This is a genomic window from Planctopirus sp. SH287 (genome assembly GCF_056500625.1).
Genome location: NZ_CM151403.1, coordinates 4,004,793 through 4,020,960 on the forward strand (window position 1 = coordinate 4,004,793; position 16,168 = coordinate 4,020,960).

Consider the following 16,168-nt stretch of genomic DNA (forward strand, 5'->3'; position numbering starts at 1 on the left):
TGCCAATCGATGGAAATGGCCGAGCTTTTAATGTCAGTTGATTTCAGTGAGTTGTCCCTGGAGGCAATTCATGAGGAGAGACGTCGGCTGTTGATAAGAGTCTGGGAAGTTGCCACCCTATCACGAGTTGCAGAGTTCCTGCTGCAATCGCCACGCTCAGGATCAGCGTCAATTGAATCATGGCAGCTGTCCAGGCTGCCAATCGCCACGGGCCGCCAGATCCCATCTCTTTCGGGGTCATATCAACTGAAGTCGCATCAACCAGAGACGAACCTGATCCCTGAGTTGCTGCCATCGCCGCGCTGACAAAGAGGAAGAGCAGCAGCCAGGCCAATAGCGTTTGGGCATTCAGGAAGCGGCGTGAAATCTGCCAGTCAATGCAGGTGAAACAGAAGGCTCCCCAGACAACCCAGGGCAAAGCGGTCGCCAGGAGAGGAAGAATCGCCAGAACCAATGCCATGAGAGCCTGCCACAATTCGACTCCCTTCGTAAAGACGTCATCCATGCGATGTTTTCTCGGGGGACAGGGGTGCAACAGTGATTTATGACTCAATGATTTTTCCGAGAGCATTCACACCCCAGGCGAATTCTCTACAGAATCGACAATTGATGCAAATCGTTGACTCGCGGCGTCATCATTGTGTCTGGTGGCGACATCTGTTGTGAAGCCAACATCTGTAGTGAAGCCGGCGACGTGAGGGAGAGATCATACTGTCCTTCACAAAGGTGGCATGAGAGATGAAATCACGCTGAGGAAATCACCGGGAAATGACAAGATCTGTCGGTGCCTAATCGAGTGGTTCACCCACATCGATCCGATCCCAGTCAATCGTCTCGATCTGTTTTTGATGGGTGGTCAGTAACTGAATTGCCTGGGGATGATCTTGTTCATCAACGAGCACTTCAACATTGGCAGGGGCTTCAGCACGAAACCCGGCAATGAATCCTCCCACAGCCCTGGCCTTGATTCCTTCGGCTTCGAGCATCGCAATGACCAGTAAGGCTTCTCCCTCTGAGACAACCTGACAGAGTTTGACAGGAACCCAAGGCTCAGGATTCATCTGTTGCTTCCCATTTTCAAAAAGGAATTTTTCCCAGGTCAGCATGACCAAAAGCAGAACGAATCGCCATCAACTCCTGCGTTGTGACATCCTCATTGATCTCAACAGGAACTGATCTTCGCGCAGTTCCCTGTCGTCTGGCATGATGCTGGCGGCAGATCCTCGAGACAGACGTCATGGCTGAAGATGATTCCGGAGACAAAACAGAAGATCCCACCGAGCGGCGGCGCAGTGAAGCCCGCGAGCGGGGGAATGTCGTTAAAAGTCAGGATCTCACGGCCGCCGCGCTGATGCTGGGGTCAGCCGGTGTGTTGTGGTTTTATGGACGAGCAGTGGCAGAATATCTGGCTCGTCTGATGCGAGGCAGTCTGTCTGCTGACCCCTGGGTTCAATTCGACCGCAATGATCTCGTGGATCGCGCGTGGGCTGAAGCGGGTGTCGCGGGCTGGCAAATCGCGCCGATCCTGGCCTTGTTGGCTCTTTCGGCCATCGCCATCAATGTGATGCAGGTTGGGTTTCTGTTTTCGCCGCAGGTACTGGAACCAAAGTTTGAACGAATCAATCCGCTGGCCGGTATTCAGCGACTCTTTTCCATTAGCTCTGCGGCCCGGTTGGGTGCCAGTCTTGCAAAACTGATCCTGCTCGGAAGTGTTGCGGCCTATTTTGTTTATGACGGATTGCATCGATTTGCTGCCATCGCTTATCAGCCTCTTTCGATGGTGGCGATTCTGGCGGGAAGTGAACTTGTCTCCCTGATCTTCTGGATGGCGATGGCCATTTTCGTGGCAGCCGCTGCTGATTTTGGGTTCCAATGGTGGAAATACGAACAAGACCTGAAGATGAGCAAGCAGGAGGTTCGCGACGAACATAAGGAAATGGATGGCGACCCGCTCACTCGGATGCGCCGGCGGGAAGCGCATCGCAAACTGAGTCAGGGACGTGAGCTTCAGGCTGTGAAAACCGCCGATGTGGTGGTGACGAATCCCACGGAAATTGCAGTGGCGATTAAATATGATGTCGCGACGATGCCCGCTCCGATTGTTGTTGCGAAAGGGGCCGGTGAACTGGCCGCCCAGATTCGTCGGCTGGCGACGGAAAACGGCGTGCCGATCATCGAGCGCAAGCCGGTTGCCCGGGCACTCTTCAAGCTCGTACGAGTCGGCGACCCGATCCCCAGTGACCTGTACGCTGTCTTTGCCGAGATACTGGCGTATGTGTACAAAATCACTGGCCGCAAGCCACCCAAAAACCTGCGTTAGTGCCATGCCCTGGCCTTATCTCTTGGCTTGATGGCATGTTACGTCGTGCGTTCTCGGACATGGGATTTATCTGAAGTCCCCACTTTTCAAGCATGACAGACCACGAACCAACAATGGCTGACACTGAATTGCCAGATTTGATCATTTTCTGGCTTTTGATTTTGTCGACCAGGAGTTCGCCAAATTGATTGGAAGATCCTCAATCAATGAAACACCCCTTGCATGCCAAGAGCGGGAGTGTCACGATAACGGGCGTTTTGATCCGGTAACCGGCGGGCTTTATCTCATCTCAAATCTCTTCCCCCCGATGTGGTTACATTAGCGACAAGCTTTTTCATTTCCCTTTCTCGTTTTCCGTTGGCCTGATTGGGCCGCTTTGTTTCTTGCTTGGCCACGAATGGCCTGTTTTTCCCCATTTACTTTTTTGAGGGGACTCCCATGGCGTCTGTTTCTGGTTTTGAAAGTTCGTTTTCTCAAGGATCACGAGCGGAAGGTTTCTTTGACGATGGTGACACCGCCTGCAGTCCCAACAAGGGGTGCGGACAGACCAGCTATCGCAATGAAGTGCTACAGGTTTATCAGACTGGCCCACTGACCGTCGTTGGTTTCGGTGGACAGGATGTTCCCGACGAAGTCTGCATTGCGGCTTACCGGGAACAGCTGGCGAAACTACTGGCCGAGAACACCTGTTCGGTACTTGCTTTTGATTGCAGTGGAGTGAAATTAATGCCCAGCGGCATGCTCGGTCTGCTCACCACACTTCGCAAACAAGTCGATCGTGTCGAGTTGTACAACCCGAGTGAAGACATTCAGGAAGTGCTGCGCATGACAAATCTGCTGCCAATGTTTGAAGTGCGAACAGTGGTCATGACGCCGTAAACTGTTTTCCATAAATCACTTGTGCACTCACAAACGGCATTAAACCCGATTGATCGGACTGTGATGGCCCTCTTTCACATGTCCGATCTTTTTTTGCCTGCAACTGGTTTTGTTTTGAAGCGTGACAGATGGAGATGGAGTGGTTATCCTTCCTTCACTTTTGCTTTACATCGCGAGAGTGCAGCGCCAAAGCGAGTCGCTCTAAAAATACCTTGGTCTCTCGAATTTCAGGTTGATGCAATGTCTCTCAAAGTTCTCAAGCACAAGATTGAAGTGAAGATCGCTCTTTCAGCCAAGTATGCGAACCTCGCAAACATTGCTGGCAGCTCGGTGAAGCGCGCGACATTCATGTATCACTCCAATCGCTTCCGCAACCAGGTTCGGGTGATGTCTGAAAGTCTGAAGCAAGCCGAAGCTGCCGCTGCCAAGTAGTACGGCCTGCCTGCTTGCAGAATATGCCCCAATGATGCCCGCTGTCTTCTTGCGATAAATTCCAGAAGAGCGGGCATCGTTTTTTATGGCAATGATCATTTCAGGGAAGTGTCTCCCGGAAAGGCTGTGCCATGGCGAACGGTTTTGCCTGCTCAGACGCGTTTCATCAGAGGTCGCGTTCTTGACGAGGTAAGCCTCTGCACGCCTCGTTGCGACGCCAAATTGGCCCTCGACGGAGACACACAATACGGGTTACTCTCATTGCTCCCCAAGAGGCAGCATGATTGTGAGCAACAACCCGGATCCTTCACCCAAAGACACGACGGCCCAGTCGCAGGCCCTGTCCCAATCTCGGTCACGTGAATTGCTGGCCAGAAATTGGATGAAAGCCCAGTCTCCGCTGATGGCTTTTTTAATGACATCAACGCCGCAGTTCTCTGATGCCGAGGATTTGCTTCAGGAGATTGCCGCTGACGTTGCTCTGCGATTTGACGACTATGACCCATCGCGGCCATTCTTGCCTTGGGCCCTAGGGATAGCAAAAGTCAAAATTGCGGACTTTTATCGTGCCCGGCAACGAGGGCAGGTCGTTTTTCTGGGTGACTCCATCGAGGCGCTGTCAGAGGCTTGTGTCAGAGTCCATGAATCATTGGCTGATGAAAAACATGCACTGGAACAATGCTTAAGACATCTGACAGATCGCTCGCGCGCGTTACTTCAGTTACGGTATTTTGAAGACTTAAAACCACAGGAAATCGGTGTCCGACTTGATATGGAGTCAGCATCGGTTCGCGTCTCGCTATCACGAATCCGTACGGCTCTCTCGGAGTGCGTACGCAAATCACTTCAAGGGCTGGCAGTCTCCCATGGATGAATCAGACGCCTTTGAACTGGTCGACGCCCACCTGGATCAGCAGGAGATTACGCCGGAACAGGCAGAAGCATTGGCGGCCTGGCTGAAAGAACATCCTGAACATGCCGACCGCGCATTCCGCCGAATCTTCCTGCATGCGTTTCTCAGACAGCGTCTGCAATACGCCCAACTACCGACTCCTGACGATGCCCAGGGATTATTGTCTATCACCCGGCCAACCAAGGCATTCCCTTCTCCAGAGGGGCTGACAACAATTCCTCAGGCGCAACCGATCTCCCCCGCAGGTTCCGTCATAGCACATCGCCATCGTCATTGGTTCACCATGGTTTTCGTTTCGCTGATCCTGTTGATTGTCGCGGGGGGAGCCGTTTTTTTCCCATGGCGACAAACGCCACTTCCTGCCATCGCCCCGCCGGTGATCACTGCCCCAGCGGCACCGTCCGGGTTATGGGTTTACGAAGGTTTTGACTATCCGCCGACATCGCCCGCTCCTCCAGTCGGGAATCAGATTTACTGGCCGACCATGGGAGGGATTCAGGGACACGCGGGCGGCATTGGCTGGTCAGAACCGTGGCGCGAAACCGCGTCAAAGGTGTCGGTACTGATCGCCGACGTATTGAACAACGCCTGGCGACCGAATGACATGCGGAAATCTGGCCCGCTGAGCTACACCGACGCTCAGGGAAATAGTCTGAAGACGACTGGCATTCAGCTTCGCGGCGCTGCCGGCCCGCTGAGCACAACGGTGCGTTCCATGGCAGTCGCGAATTTTCCCGAGTCGTTCATTGTTGATCGGGCGGTGGGCCGTGATGGCTCCGTGGTCTGGCTCAGTTTTTTGGCTCAGTCATTTGATGGGCGAGGATTGAGCAACTTTGCTTTTCTTCAATTGGGCAATGATCACTCAGGGCTACGCCTTGGGAAGCTTGCCTCTGTCAGTTCAGGAAACTGGTCGATGGCTTCTCTTCAGGACGGCCAGGAAACGGAGGCCATTTCCAGCGAAGTGTCGTCGGGAAAAGCCGTTTTTTTCGTGGCACGAATCACGTTTCAGCCGGGAAAAGACGAAGTCGCAGTCTGGTTTGACCCACTTCTGGAAACAGAACCATCTCTTGAGACCGCGATGTTTCAAACCTCATTGCCAGATTTTCAGTTCGATCAGCTCTCGGTCAGCTGCCGCTATACAACAGATTTCGACGAAATCCGCCTGGGCGGGACATTTCGCGATGTCGCTCCCCTGAGATAAGTACGCATCACGATTTGAAACTGGACTTAGTTTTAGCACTGCCGTTGCTAAACGATGATCTTCCTCATCTCTATGGCTAAAAAGAGAATGGCTTGCCTGACCGCAAGGAATGTCATGCAAAAGCAATAGTATTAACCAAAAAATGTATAACAGGTTTAGCTACGAACTCGTCCGCAGGCCTTTCACCCGCAGACGAGTTCAATTATCTGTCAAGACAGGGTGGTAATATGACTACCGCACCAGTTTGGCGATATGGTCAATGACTTCCTTTACCGGCAGGCGGATTTGTTCCAGAGTGTCGCGGTTACGGATGGTGACAGTGTCTTGTGACATTGTGTCGCCATCGACGGTGATGCAGTAAGGGGTACCGATCTCGTCCATGCGACGATACCGGCGGCCAATAGCGGCCTGCTGGTCATAAGCGACCGCAATGCCCGCTCGCTTGAATTCACGATAGATCTCTGCCGCTTTCTCGGGCATGCCATCTTTTTTGATCAACGGGAAGACGGCTACCTTCACCGGAGCCAGCCGCGGGTGAAGCTTGAGCATGACACGCTCCTGCATCTCCCCCTTTTCATCCGGCTGTTTGTCTTCGTGATAGGCTTCGCACAGGAAAGCCAGCGTCGCGCGGTCGCAACCTGCCGCCGGTTCAATCACATGCGGCAAGAAGCGTTCCCGGGTCTGGTCGTCGAAGTAGGAGAGATCTTTCCCGCTGCCTGCGTACTTGGGCTTGCCGTCTGCTCCCTGCTCCACAACCAGTTCAGTACCGTCTTTGCGCAGCTTGCCCTGGGAGTGCGAACGCAGGTCGAAATCTCCGCGATGTGCCACCCCTTCAAGTTCGCCGTATTCGCCAGCATCCAGGAATGGGAAGGCATATTCGACGTCGGCCGTGCCCACAGAGTAGTGGGCCAGTTCCTCCTGAGTATGCTCGCGAAGAATCAAATTCTCCTGCGAGATCCCTAGGTCGGTGTACCACTTGTAACGTCGGTCGCGCCAGTAGGTGTACCACGCCAGCGAATCTTTTGGATGACAGAAGAACTCCATCTCCATCTGCTCGAACTCGCGCGAGCGGAAGGTGAAGTTTCTCGGCGTAATCTCATTTCGGAAGCTCTTGCCAATCTGGGCGATACCGAAAGGCAACTTCACGCGGCTGGAATCGCAGACATTCTTGAAGTTGACGAACATGCCCTGCGCCGTTTCGGGTCGCAGGAAGGCGGCATCGTCATCGGTTCCCAGGGCGCCCAGCGTCGTCTTGAACATCAGGTTGAAGTCGCGGGGATCGGTGAATGTCCCTTTGGTCTTCGCATCGGGAGCAATCACATCTCCAAACTGAGACAAAGGTGGCAAGCCTTCCACATCGCCGACAAACTTCAACTTGGCCGAATCTTTACTGCGAAGACCGAAGTATTGGAGCGACTTCTTTTCAATGTCATCGTCGCGATCATTGAGTTCGGCCATACTGGTGATAAAGACACGTTCTGGAGCGGCTCCTTCCGGAATCTCGCCCTGCACGCGCTTCACACTTTCAACCCAGCGACCTTTCACATGGTCAAGCCGGTAGCGTTTGCGCGATTCCTTACAGTCGACCATTTTATCGCAGAAGAGGTCAAAGTGGCCCGAGACCTTCCAGACCTGTGGGTGCATGATGATCGAGGTTTCAACGCCGACCATATCGAATGTCGTGGGAGCACCGGCGGGAACCGTCAGCTCATCGTGGCGGGTGATCATGTCTTCCCACCACGCTTGACGGACATTGCGTTTGAGTTCAACGCCCAGCGGGCCATAATCCCAGAAGCCGTTGAGGCCGCCGTAGATCTCGGAGGATTGGAACATCAGCCCCCGCCGCTTGGCGAGTGCCACAATCTTGTCCATGTTTCGCTGAGTCATTGAAGTCTGTCTGATTGGTAAGAAAAAAGTGAAGCGAGGCAATGGCCTTAGTCACATTTCGGTTGAACGAGAATGCGCGACGTCCGGTCTTTGTCCTCAATTATCAATCTGGCTTCAAGAGCCAGTTTCATGGCTGTCAGTGAGATCGTCCCCGAAGTGAGCGGGAACTGCCACCCTGAACGTGATTATGACACGGAGTTTTGAATCAGGCTCGCAGTCGGGTCAAGAGAATTTTCCGATCGCTGAAGCCTTCTTCCCACAAGGAGGCGTGGTGTCACAATGCAATGACCCGGAAATCTCGATTTATCTCTCCACCATTGACTTATGGCGTTTTTGTTTCTGCGGTCGCAGGAACAGTGATTTTCAGGTTGGCCATGAGATCTGTCAGAAGGAGAGGTGCTGAATAGATGAATGTCTCCTCTTTTTTCAACCCGTGAGAAAACTCAAACTCCGCCGAGGTGACCCCGGGAGTCACCTGATTGACCGTCAATTGATGGAACGGTTCGCGCTGGTCGCTCCCGGTCTGTTTCAGCCAGGCATGTCGATGAAAGACCCACGCCCGGTGGGACTCAAAAGCCGGGCCGCTAACGTCGTAGGCAACAGAAATCCCCACCATGCCAGGACGTTGATCAAAGGGCGTGAGCGAACGGATGCTGATTGTCACGCCTCCGCGACGAAGCGATTTCCCCGGCTTTAAATCGGCCAATGGAAAGTCAAAATCCTGACGGACAAGTGCCAGGTGGATGCGGGCTTTGCCAGAAATCTGATACGAATGACCAGTCAGCCTTTCAGGGCAAATGGCATCAATGGTGAATGACGTTCCCTCGTTCACTCGGCCAGCCACCAATTCGTAACGGGCCGCCGGATTCCATAAAGGGAGTGATGTAAACGAAGGGTGTGAATTGTTCGGCTGCTCTGTTCGGGTGTCTTCAGAACTCGAAATTGGAACAACAGGCTCTGCAGTGATCGTCCAGTCAGCGGCATCCACAAAAACAAACAGCGATTCAAGCCGGGGTTCGGCACGTAAGCGTAACTGGATGCGTAGTAAGCTGTCGTCAGAGTTAACGAGAGGCTTCTGCTCGATCCCGACAACATCCCAGAAAAACGGCCCAGACGCTTGTGATGGCGGAATCGGTGGGGCATCTCCTGCGGGATATTCTTTCAATACCAGCGACGTGGAGGTTTGTGTGGCGTCTACCCGAAAACGTGTCGACGCTTGCAAGTCATGAATGGCTTCCCAAAACGTCAGGTGATTCCAGTGAACATCGATCAGATCGCCGCCAGGAGTTGGAAGAGTGATGGATGGTTTCGGGAATGATGCTTCGACCTCCGCCAGACGCTCACGTTGAAAGATCACGGAATTTCCCGTCTGACGAAACATCTCTGCTGACAATTCGTCAGGAGACAGCTTTCCTTGCAACGTGAGGCGAGTTGGTTTTGCTGCTTGTTTGGCTAATTCCAGTTCTAATTGGCGGCGGACTCGCCGCAGGGCTTCCCGGCTCGAACTTTCCCCCAGGACATCAGGCGCTGGCAGCGAGGGGAGCAACTCCGGCCCCAGGGCAATCAACCGGCGTTCGGCCGCTTGACGAACCTCTAACTGCCGGGCAGAAAGCTGGCGAATGGCCTGAGCTGCCTGAGCCGACATCTCCTGCCGGGTGAGCGGCACCGGTTCAGACTCTTGCTGCGTTGTTTGCCCCTGAGTTACAGGCATCCCCCCCAAAAACAACACCATCACCCCGCCCATCACAAGCCATTTGATTGCTACAAACAGACCCTGACTGTTGTCTTGTGTGGGAAGAGTCTCCTGTTCACACCGAGAGGGATTTTGAGGAATCGCCAATCGATGATCTGGCCCACGAAAACGTCGGCAGTTAGCTAAAGATGTGAGGTAAGCTGGAAAGACGCACATGTGCTGGACTCACGGATTGTCTGGATCTGCAAACAACTTGGGGAAAACGTGGCTTCAACCTTGATGTTTCGCCTGACCATCACGCCCCTGAAATTGTAGTAGGGATCTGCCTGCGGGGACGACGCCATGGGCGAGAAGATCATCATAGCCGGACTTTGTGGTGTCCGTTGGAGGGACAGAGCGTGAAGTCTCAATTTTTCGAGAGGAACCCCTTTCGATGGCAGCATCTGTCTTATGGAATTGCCCTGAGGGTTTCTCTTCTGCTCTGTCTGTGGATGATGACTGCGTCTTCCGTGCTGGCTGCTGATCCTCTCCTGAAAATTTCGGTAGAGGGCGAAGAACTCGTAGGTAAGGTCGTCGCAAAAGATCCTTCTAATTGCTGGTTCCGACAGCCTGATGGCTCACAGCAGTTGGTGCGAATTTCAGATGTCACGAGATATGAAGTTCTTGCACGGAACTTCCAGCCATTTTCAACCGTCGAAATGCGGAGCAATTTGAGCAGGGAGTGGCCTTCCCTGCGAATTGCGAGCGCCGAGGGATTAATTGTTGCAGCTTCGGGCGATATGGCCACGGAACTGAAAGACCTTTTTGGGGAAGTTCGCCGTGATTTTTGCACCTGGTTCCGGGCCTATGGTCAAGAACTCCCTGCTTGTGAATATCCGTTGATCGTGGTCATGCCCGGCAGTCGCTCGGAGTTTGATCAAACACTCAAAAAAATGGGAGGGTCTCCGCACAAGACTCTTGTGGGGGCTTATTTTCTGGACACAAATCGAATTCTGCTCTCGCCCATTCGTTCCGGTGAAACGACAGATGCGCAACGATCAACTCTGGTTCACGAAGCCATTCATCAACTGGCGTTCAATCACGGCATCCACTCACGGATGGATCGCAACACGCACTGGTTAGTCGAGGGGTTGGCGATGGCATTTGAGAATGAAAATCTCAGAACACGCAATCAGTTTGCAAATTCGTCACAGCGTTGGAACCGGGAGCGAATGCAGCGTCTCCAAACGATTCTTCCGTCGTTGCCCACAGGTTGGCTAACAAAGTTCATTGATTCTGACGACGTGTTTGAACAAGACCCGCTGACGGCTTATGCGATTGCCTGGGGTGTCACTTTTTATCTGATGGAAACACGTCCAAGGCAGTATGTAAAACTCCTGATCAACGATTCAAAACAAGACGCTATTGAAGAGGGTTCATCAGAGAGAACAGCCAACCGCAGGCGGCACAAATTTCAAGCGGCCCTCCAGGTCGATCCAGGCTGGCTGGAAGTAGAAATCACTCGCTACTTTCAGTCACAGGCGATAAACACAAGATAGTAGAACCTGGATCGGTCAGAGTCTGAGCAAGAGGGTTGCGTCACCATCAGGAACCGTTCACTCTCTCTATGCCCGATAAATAGATGCCGATCAATCACTCTCTGGTGTCGTGAGGGCAGGCAGATCAATTTCAAATGTTGTCCCCTGATGAAGCTGGCTGGAAACACGAATCACACCACCACACTGAGTGGCAATCCCGTGAACGACCGCTAGCCCCAGCCCGTGTCCATCGCTTTTTGTCGTGTAGTAGGGTTCAAATATACGCGGGAGAACCTCCGGGGGAATCCCGCTGCCAGAATCTGTCACACGCAGGCGAACAAGAGGGTGTAACGTGAGATTTTCGTTGCCACGCGAGTGAACCGCGCCTTTAGGTATCGCATCTATCGACTCAACATGCTGCGTCTCGATAATCAGCAGGCCGCCTGGTGATGACGCATCGCGTGCGTTAATCGCCAGATTAATGAGAATCTGCTCAATCTGGAGTTGATCAGCCAGGATATCGGGAAGGTCTTGAGCGAGCTTCAATTCGAGATGCATCTGTTCCCGGATGACACCGTGAATCATCCTGTGCGATTTTTGGATCACGGAATTCAGATTCAGTCGTTCAACCGACAGAGGCTGACGGCGACTAAACGCAAGTAACTGACGGATAATCCGTGATGCCTGCTGGCCAGCATTGCTAATAGGATCGAGCAGTTTTCGCTGCGCGTCGGTGGTCTCAGGGCTACATAACAATGTCTCGCAATAGCCCAGAATCACGGTAAGAAGATTATTGAAATCATGAGTCAGGCCAGCGGCCATTTGCCGCATTACAGAAAGTCGCTGGTTTTGAATGAGTTCCTGCTCCAGTCGTTTCTTTTCTGTGATATTAATGATCTGGGAGACAAAGTAGGCCGGCGTTCCGTCCTGCTTTCGCACCAGAGACGCTGTGAGCTGTATTGAGACGTATTGGCCGTTTTTGCAGAGATACTGTTTTTCTGTGGAATAATAAGGAATCTCACCGCGGACTAATCTACCAATGGCGGCGGTATCACGCTTGGCCTCACGAGGATGAGTAATTGCTGCGAATCGAAGCTGCTTCATTTCCTCGCGTGAATACCCCAGCATTGAACAGAGAGCGTCGTTGACCTCAGTATAACATCCTTCTAGCGAGACAATCGCCATGCCGATCGCAGACGAATAAAACGCGGAACGGAACCGGGCTTCACTTTCCCTTAGCGCTTCTTCGGCAGATCGTTGGCGTGTTAAATCACGGACAATACTCAGAACGACCTGTCGCCCTTCCCAGAGGAAGTGCCCTGCACAAACACTGATGGGAACCAGATGGCCATTCCGGTGAAGATGTGTCCCTTCAAAGCAGATAAATTTGTCCCGCAGGATCTCCTGAACTCTCCCTTCAGCGCGACTCGCCATTTCAGGGGTATCAAACACAGCCAGCAATGATTTCCCAATGATCTCTTCGGGACGGTAGCCATAGACCTCTTTGACAGATTTATTGGCAAAGAGGATTTGCAGAGGAACTTTTTCTACCCCTGACATGTCGGGATCAAGAATAAAAATCGCGTCCGGGAATGTGTTGGCCAATTCACGAAAACTGGCTTCACTTTTTGTGAGTGCCCGTTCGATATTAACGCGTTCCGAAATGTCAATGTTCATGCAGCAATAGGTTGGTTCTCCGTCCGCGCGGGGGATACGAAAGATGGTGGAACGAACTGTTCCTCCAGTGCCATTTTTTCGATGGATATGAAACTCATACGGCCCGACAACGTCATTTCCATTTGACCTCCGTTTTAATGTAGCAAACAAGTTGCGGAATTCTCGTGGGGTATGCACGACCTCATCAAAGTTTTTTCCGAGGGCCTCTGAAGCCGCCACACCGAACAAAGTCTCTGCTGCTTCGTTCCATATCAGAATACAACCATGTTCATCGAGCCACTGAATAGCCACTGTGGGAGCGAGATGAATAATGGCTTTGAGTTGTTTGTTTCGTCGATGAATGGCTTCCAGTTGCTCAACACTCTCCGTGATATCGAAACAAACCCCCGTATAGCCGATGGTGACATTTTGAGAATCCGCCAATCGTTGACTGCGATCGATCATCCAGCGATAGGCTCCATCGTGACGTCGTAGGCGGTACTGGCGTTCCTGGGTCTCTTGGTGTGTTGAGAGTGTTTTAAGCTGTGCCTGATCATCGGGATGAACCTGCTCGATCCATTCATGACCTAAATAGCTGGCAGCAGACTTCCCTGTGAAAAATTGCCAATAGGAATTATTGTAAATACGGCGATGCTCAGCATCTGCCAGCCAGATAAGTACCGGTAGTTGTTCAAGAATGCTTTCCCGTGGAAGCAGATTTTGACTGACGGGCGCGGTCTCTGTCTGTGACGTCCTGGTGATCTCTTCGGAATAACGAACCCATAATGGGGGAAGATCAGCATTGATGATCCGTTCAAAGTGATAACGGATCATTCGAGGGGTGCCATCTGATCGATATTCAATCTGTTCCCCATGAGTCGGGCGGCCAAGCTTTGCGCCAAGCCACTGCTCTGTGGCACTCAAACCGGTGGCATTCATGCGGGTTGCGTCAGGGAAGCGAGAGACCCATTGTGTCCCCTGAGCGTATTCAGGAGGGAACCGGTACATCTGAAAGAATTTCGCGTTCGCAAAAATGACACGGCCTTGCGAATCAATCAGCTCAGCCCCCATGGGCACCGTTTCCAGCACACTTTGTAACTGAGCCAAAGCAGGAAACGCCGGGTCGACGCAGGCCGCGCTGATTGTGTTCACGGTCATCTCCCGGAGACAGTGTTTTCAGAAAATGAAATACATCCCATTTTTCTGTGATTTCGGATCAAATGACTTCAAAGATACGCCTTCAATCCAGACAGACGGTTTCCGCAAAACGCCAAAGGTGCTTTGTGCTTTTGAAAAAATGAAATGCAATTTTTGACGTGCAGAACGGAGCTTGAATGTCGCCAGTCGAGATGATCTGGACAGAGGTCAACACATAGCAACCAACGCATCAGAACATGTTTATACCGCCAAGGATACTGCTTCTGGGAAGAGTTTTGATAAATGCTCCAATTTTTCGGTTGGCATGCAGGCGGGTGTCGATCCTGATAACCTTCAGATCAAGGCTCGTCAGGCTGGTTGCGATGGCCCCGTTTGATTCTCAGGATCTTCAGTTCAAGGTGTTTTCTGGATGGCAGTGTTAGGTCTGAAAGATCTGAGTTTCACTTATGGAGGGAAGCCGCTGATTGAGGGGGCGACTGTCCAGGTGGAAGCCGGAGAACGCGTTTGCCTGGTCGGGCGTAATGGAACAGGCAAATCCACTCTCATGAAGCTGATGCTAGGAGAGTTGAAGCCAGACACCGGCTCGGTGGAACTACAGGCAGGGGCGAAGATCGCCCGGCAAATCCAGGATGTTCCCACAAATGTGCAAGGAACCATCTTTGACGAAGTCGCCCGAGGACTGGGTGATCATGGGGAAGCGGTGGCCGCCCAATATCGACTGCACCACGCCACCACCCCCTTCTCCCCAGAAGAACAGGCAAAGCTGGAAGCCCTTTCCGCCACGCTGGACCCTTCACATGCCTGGGAATGGGAGCATCAGGTCGAGCAGATTCTGCAAAAAATGCAGCTTGATCCCCACACCTCATTCGCCAGCCTGTCCTCGGGGATGAAACGCCGGGTTCTGCTGGCGAAATCCATCGTGATTGAACCCGATGTGTTGCTGCTCGACGAGCCAACCAACCATCTGGATATCGACGCCATTCGCTGGCTCGAAGATTTCTTGATGCGATATCAGGGAACATTGATCTTCATCACCCACGATCGCATGTTCCTTCAGCGTCTGGCCACGCGGATCATTGAGATTGACCGTGCCCGATTGTTCGACTGGACATGTGATTTTCAGACGTTTCTCGAACGCAAAGAAGCGGCCCTCACCGCAGAAGAACACGAGCAGGCGCTCTTCGATAAAAAGCTGGCTCAAGAAGAAGTCTGGATCAGAAAAGGGGTCAAAGCTCGCAATGTCCGCAATCAGGGGCGCGTGAAAGCCCTGATGGAAATGCGCAAGGAACGGGCTGCGCGACGAGCCAAAGTGGGCAACGTGAAGGTGGAACTTCACAAGGAAGCCGAACGCTCGGGGACGATTGTCGCGCTGGCTCAAAACGTCAACTATGCGATTGGCGGCCGGACAATTCTGCGGGATGTTTCGATCCTCATTACCCGTGGTGACAAGATCGCGATTCTCGGCACAAACGGTTGTGGCAAAACGACGTTGCTGCGAACACTGTTGGGAGAATTGCAGCCGCAATCGGGAACCCTCAGGCTGGGAACCCGACTGGAAATTGCGTATTTTGACCAATTGCGTGCTCAACTGAGCGATGATGAATCTGTTCAGGAAAATGTCTCACCTGGTTCCGACATGATCGATGTCAATGGTCGCAGGCGGCATGTGATCGGCTATCTCGAAGACTTCCTCTTTTCACCCGAGCGCTCACGCACACTGGTCAAATATCTTTCGGGTGGTGAACGCAACCGGCTGCTGCTTGCCCGACTTTTCTCGAAGCCATCCAACCTGCTGGTACTTGACGAGCCGACGAACGACCTTGATGCAGAGACACTTGAACTCCTCGAAGATCTGATCGTTGAGTATCCCGGAACCGTTCTGCTGGTCAGCCACGACCGGGCGTTTGTGAATAACGTCGTCACACAGACACTCGTCTTTGAAGGCGATGGCATCGTCAACGATTACGTCGGTGGCTATGACGACTGGTTGGCACAAAAGGCGACCAGCAAGGCCAGCCCTTCACGCTCCACGGCTTCCTCTCCCCAGTCTGCGACAACGAAAGAAGCCTCTAAAGACGCGATGAAGAAAGGGAAGCCGCTCAGCTTCAAGGAACAAAAAGAACTTGACGAGCTTCCGGCAAAAATTGAATCCCTGGAGAGAGAGCAGGGTCAGCTGGAAGCGCTGATGGCCTCGCCGGAGTTCTTCAAAAAGGCGGCAAAAGAAGTGGCATCAGCCACCAGCCAGCTTGCCTTACTGCACGAACAATTGGCCAACGCCTATGCGCGATGGGATGAGTTAGAAGCGAAAAAGAATGGCTGATCACAAAAACCCGCCCCACGGCGGGCTATGGACATCACTGGTCAGTTCAAACAGGTCAGCTCAAATAAGGCTGCCTTCAACTAGCGAATATCCTGTTGTGAATCTTCAATCAGCAGGCGAAGAGTTCGGACTGGGGTTCGGATGTTTGATTGACTAAAATATTGGCTGTATTGATAGACACACACAAGCTGT

General features: G+C 52.6%; 12 protein-coding genes. 7 read left to right on the forward strand and 5 right to left on the reverse strand.

Going from position 1 to position 16,168, the window contains the following annotated elements:
- Positions 1-43: 43 nt before the first annotated feature.
- Together SH287x_RS14820 and SH287x_RS14825 are read right to left on the reverse strand one after the other, a co-directional pair.
- On the reverse strand, positions 44-505 hold the full coding sequence (locus SH287x_RS14820) for a hypothetical protein (RefSeq protein ID WP_479515128.1): 462 nt from the start codon (positions 503-505) through the stop codon (positions 44-46).
- Between the two features lie 283 nt (positions 506-788).
- Entirely contained in the window at positions 789-1,061 is a 273-nt protein-coding gene (locus SH287x_RS14825; protein WP_479515129.1) for a hypothetical protein, read from the reverse strand.
- Positions 1,062-1,237: 176 nt separating this feature from the next.
- Here SH287x_RS14825 and SH287x_RS14830 point away from each other — a divergent pair, with 176 nt between their 5' ends.
- The 5 genes from SH287x_RS14830 (at position 1,238) to SH287x_RS14850 (ending at position 5,745) form a co-directional block, all read left to right on the forward strand.
- Positions 1,238-2,320 (forward strand): EscU/YscU/HrcU family type III secretion system export apparatus switch protein, encoded by a 1,083-nt coding sequence (locus tag SH287x_RS14830; protein WP_479515130.1) that lies wholly within the window; start codon positions 1,238-1,240, stop codon positions 2,318-2,320.
- A 438-nt stretch (positions 2,321-2,758) separates the two neighbouring features.
- A complete protein-coding gene (locus tag SH287x_RS14835; protein ID WP_479515131.1) occupies positions 2,759-3,199 on the forward strand; it encodes an STAS domain-containing protein in 441 nt (146 codons plus the stop codon).
- Between the two features lie 78 nt (positions 3,200-3,277).
- Positions 3,278-3,631 (forward strand): hypothetical protein, encoded by a 354-nt coding sequence (locus SH287x_RS14840; protein WP_479515132.1) that lies wholly within the window; start codon positions 3,278-3,280, stop codon positions 3,629-3,631.
- Positions 3,632-3,911: 280 nt separating this feature from the next.
- Positions 3,912-4,505, forward strand: coding sequence for a sigma-70 family RNA polymerase sigma factor (locus SH287x_RS14845; protein ID WP_479515133.1), 594 nt, complete (start codon positions 3,912-3,914; stop codon positions 4,503-4,505).
- Complete coding sequence (locus tag SH287x_RS14850; RefSeq protein WP_479515134.1) at positions 4,498-5,745, forward strand: anti-sigma factor family protein; 1,248 nt, start codon at positions 4,498-4,500, stop codon at positions 5,743-5,745. The genes SH287x_RS14845 and SH287x_RS14850 overlap by 8 nt, the downstream gene beginning before the upstream one ends.
- A 231-nt stretch (positions 5,746-5,976) precedes the next feature.
- On the opposite strand, the gene SH287x_RS14855 is transcribed toward SH287x_RS14850, so the two are convergent.
- Positions 5,977-7,632 carry a glycine--tRNA ligase gene (locus SH287x_RS14855; protein ID WP_479515135.1) on the reverse strand — a complete coding sequence of 552 codons (1,656 nt, stop codon included), beginning with the start codon at positions 7,630-7,632 and terminating at the stop codon, positions 5,977-5,979.
- Between the two features lie 322 nt (positions 7,633-7,954).
- Positions 7,955-9,541, reverse strand: coding sequence for a hypothetical protein (locus SH287x_RS14860; RefSeq protein ID WP_479515136.1), 1,587 nt, complete (start codon positions 9,539-9,541; stop codon positions 7,955-7,957).
- Between the two features lie 182 nt (positions 9,542-9,723).
- On the opposite strand from SH287x_RS14860, the gene SH287x_RS14865 reads away from it, so the two are divergent.
- Positions 9,724-10,863: a DUF1570 domain-containing protein gene (locus SH287x_RS14865; protein WP_479515138.1), complete on the forward strand. Its 1,140-nt coding sequence runs from the start codon at positions 9,724-9,726 to the stop codon at positions 10,861-10,863.
- A 90-nt stretch (positions 10,864-10,953) separates the two neighbouring features.
- Here the strand turns inward: SH287x_RS14865 and SH287x_RS14870 are convergent, their stop codons facing one another.
- A complete protein-coding gene (locus SH287x_RS14870; protein WP_479515140.1) occupies positions 10,954-13,650 on the reverse strand; it encodes a PAS domain-containing sensor histidine kinase in 2,697 nt (898 codons plus the stop codon).
- 415 nt (positions 13,651-14,065) lie between these two features.
- Between SH287x_RS14870 and SH287x_RS14875 the strand changes: the two genes are divergently transcribed.
- Positions 14,066-15,976 (forward strand): ATP-binding cassette domain-containing protein, encoded by a 1,911-nt coding sequence (locus SH287x_RS14875; RefSeq protein WP_479515142.1) that lies wholly within the window; start codon positions 14,066-14,068, stop codon positions 15,974-15,976.
- The last annotated feature ends 192 nt before the right edge of the window (positions 15,977-16,168 follow it).

Coding starts and splice junctions, on each gene's coding strand:
- SH287x_RS14875 (WP_479515142.1), top strand. CDS start 14,066: ATGGCAGTGTTAGGTCTGAAAGATCTGAGTTTCACTTATGGAGGGAAG.
- SH287x_RS14835 (WP_479515131.1), top strand. CDS start 2,759: ATGGCGTCTGTTTCTGGTTTTGAAAGTTCGTTTTCTCAAGGATCACGA.
- SH287x_RS14830 (WP_479515130.1), top strand. CDS start 1,238: ATGGCTGAAGATGATTCCGGAGACAAAACAGAAGATCCCACCGAGCGG.
- SH287x_RS14825 (WP_479515129.1), bottom strand. CDS start 1,061: ATGAATCCTGAGCCTTGGGTTCCTGTCAAACTCTGTCAGGTTGTCTCA.
- SH287x_RS14820 (WP_479515128.1), bottom strand. CDS start 505: ATGGATGACGTCTTTACGAAGGGAGTCGAATTGTGGCAGGCTCTCATG.
- SH287x_RS14860 (WP_479515136.1), bottom strand. CDS start 9,541: ATGTGCGTCTTTCCAGCTTACCTCACATCTTTAGCTAACTGCCGACGT.
- SH287x_RS14855 (WP_479515135.1), bottom strand. CDS start 7,632: ATGACTCAGCGAAACATGGACAAGATTGTGGCACTCGCCAAGCGGCGG.
- SH287x_RS14850 (WP_479515134.1), top strand. CDS start 4,498: ATGGATGAATCAGACGCCTTTGAACTGGTCGACGCCCACCTGGATCAG.
- SH287x_RS14840 (WP_479515132.1), top strand. CDS start 3,278: ATGTCCGATCTTTTTTTGCCTGCAACTGGTTTTGTTTTGAAGCGTGAC.
- SH287x_RS14845 (WP_479515133.1), top strand. CDS start 3,912: ATGATTGTGAGCAACAACCCGGATCCTTCACCCAAAGACACGACGGCC.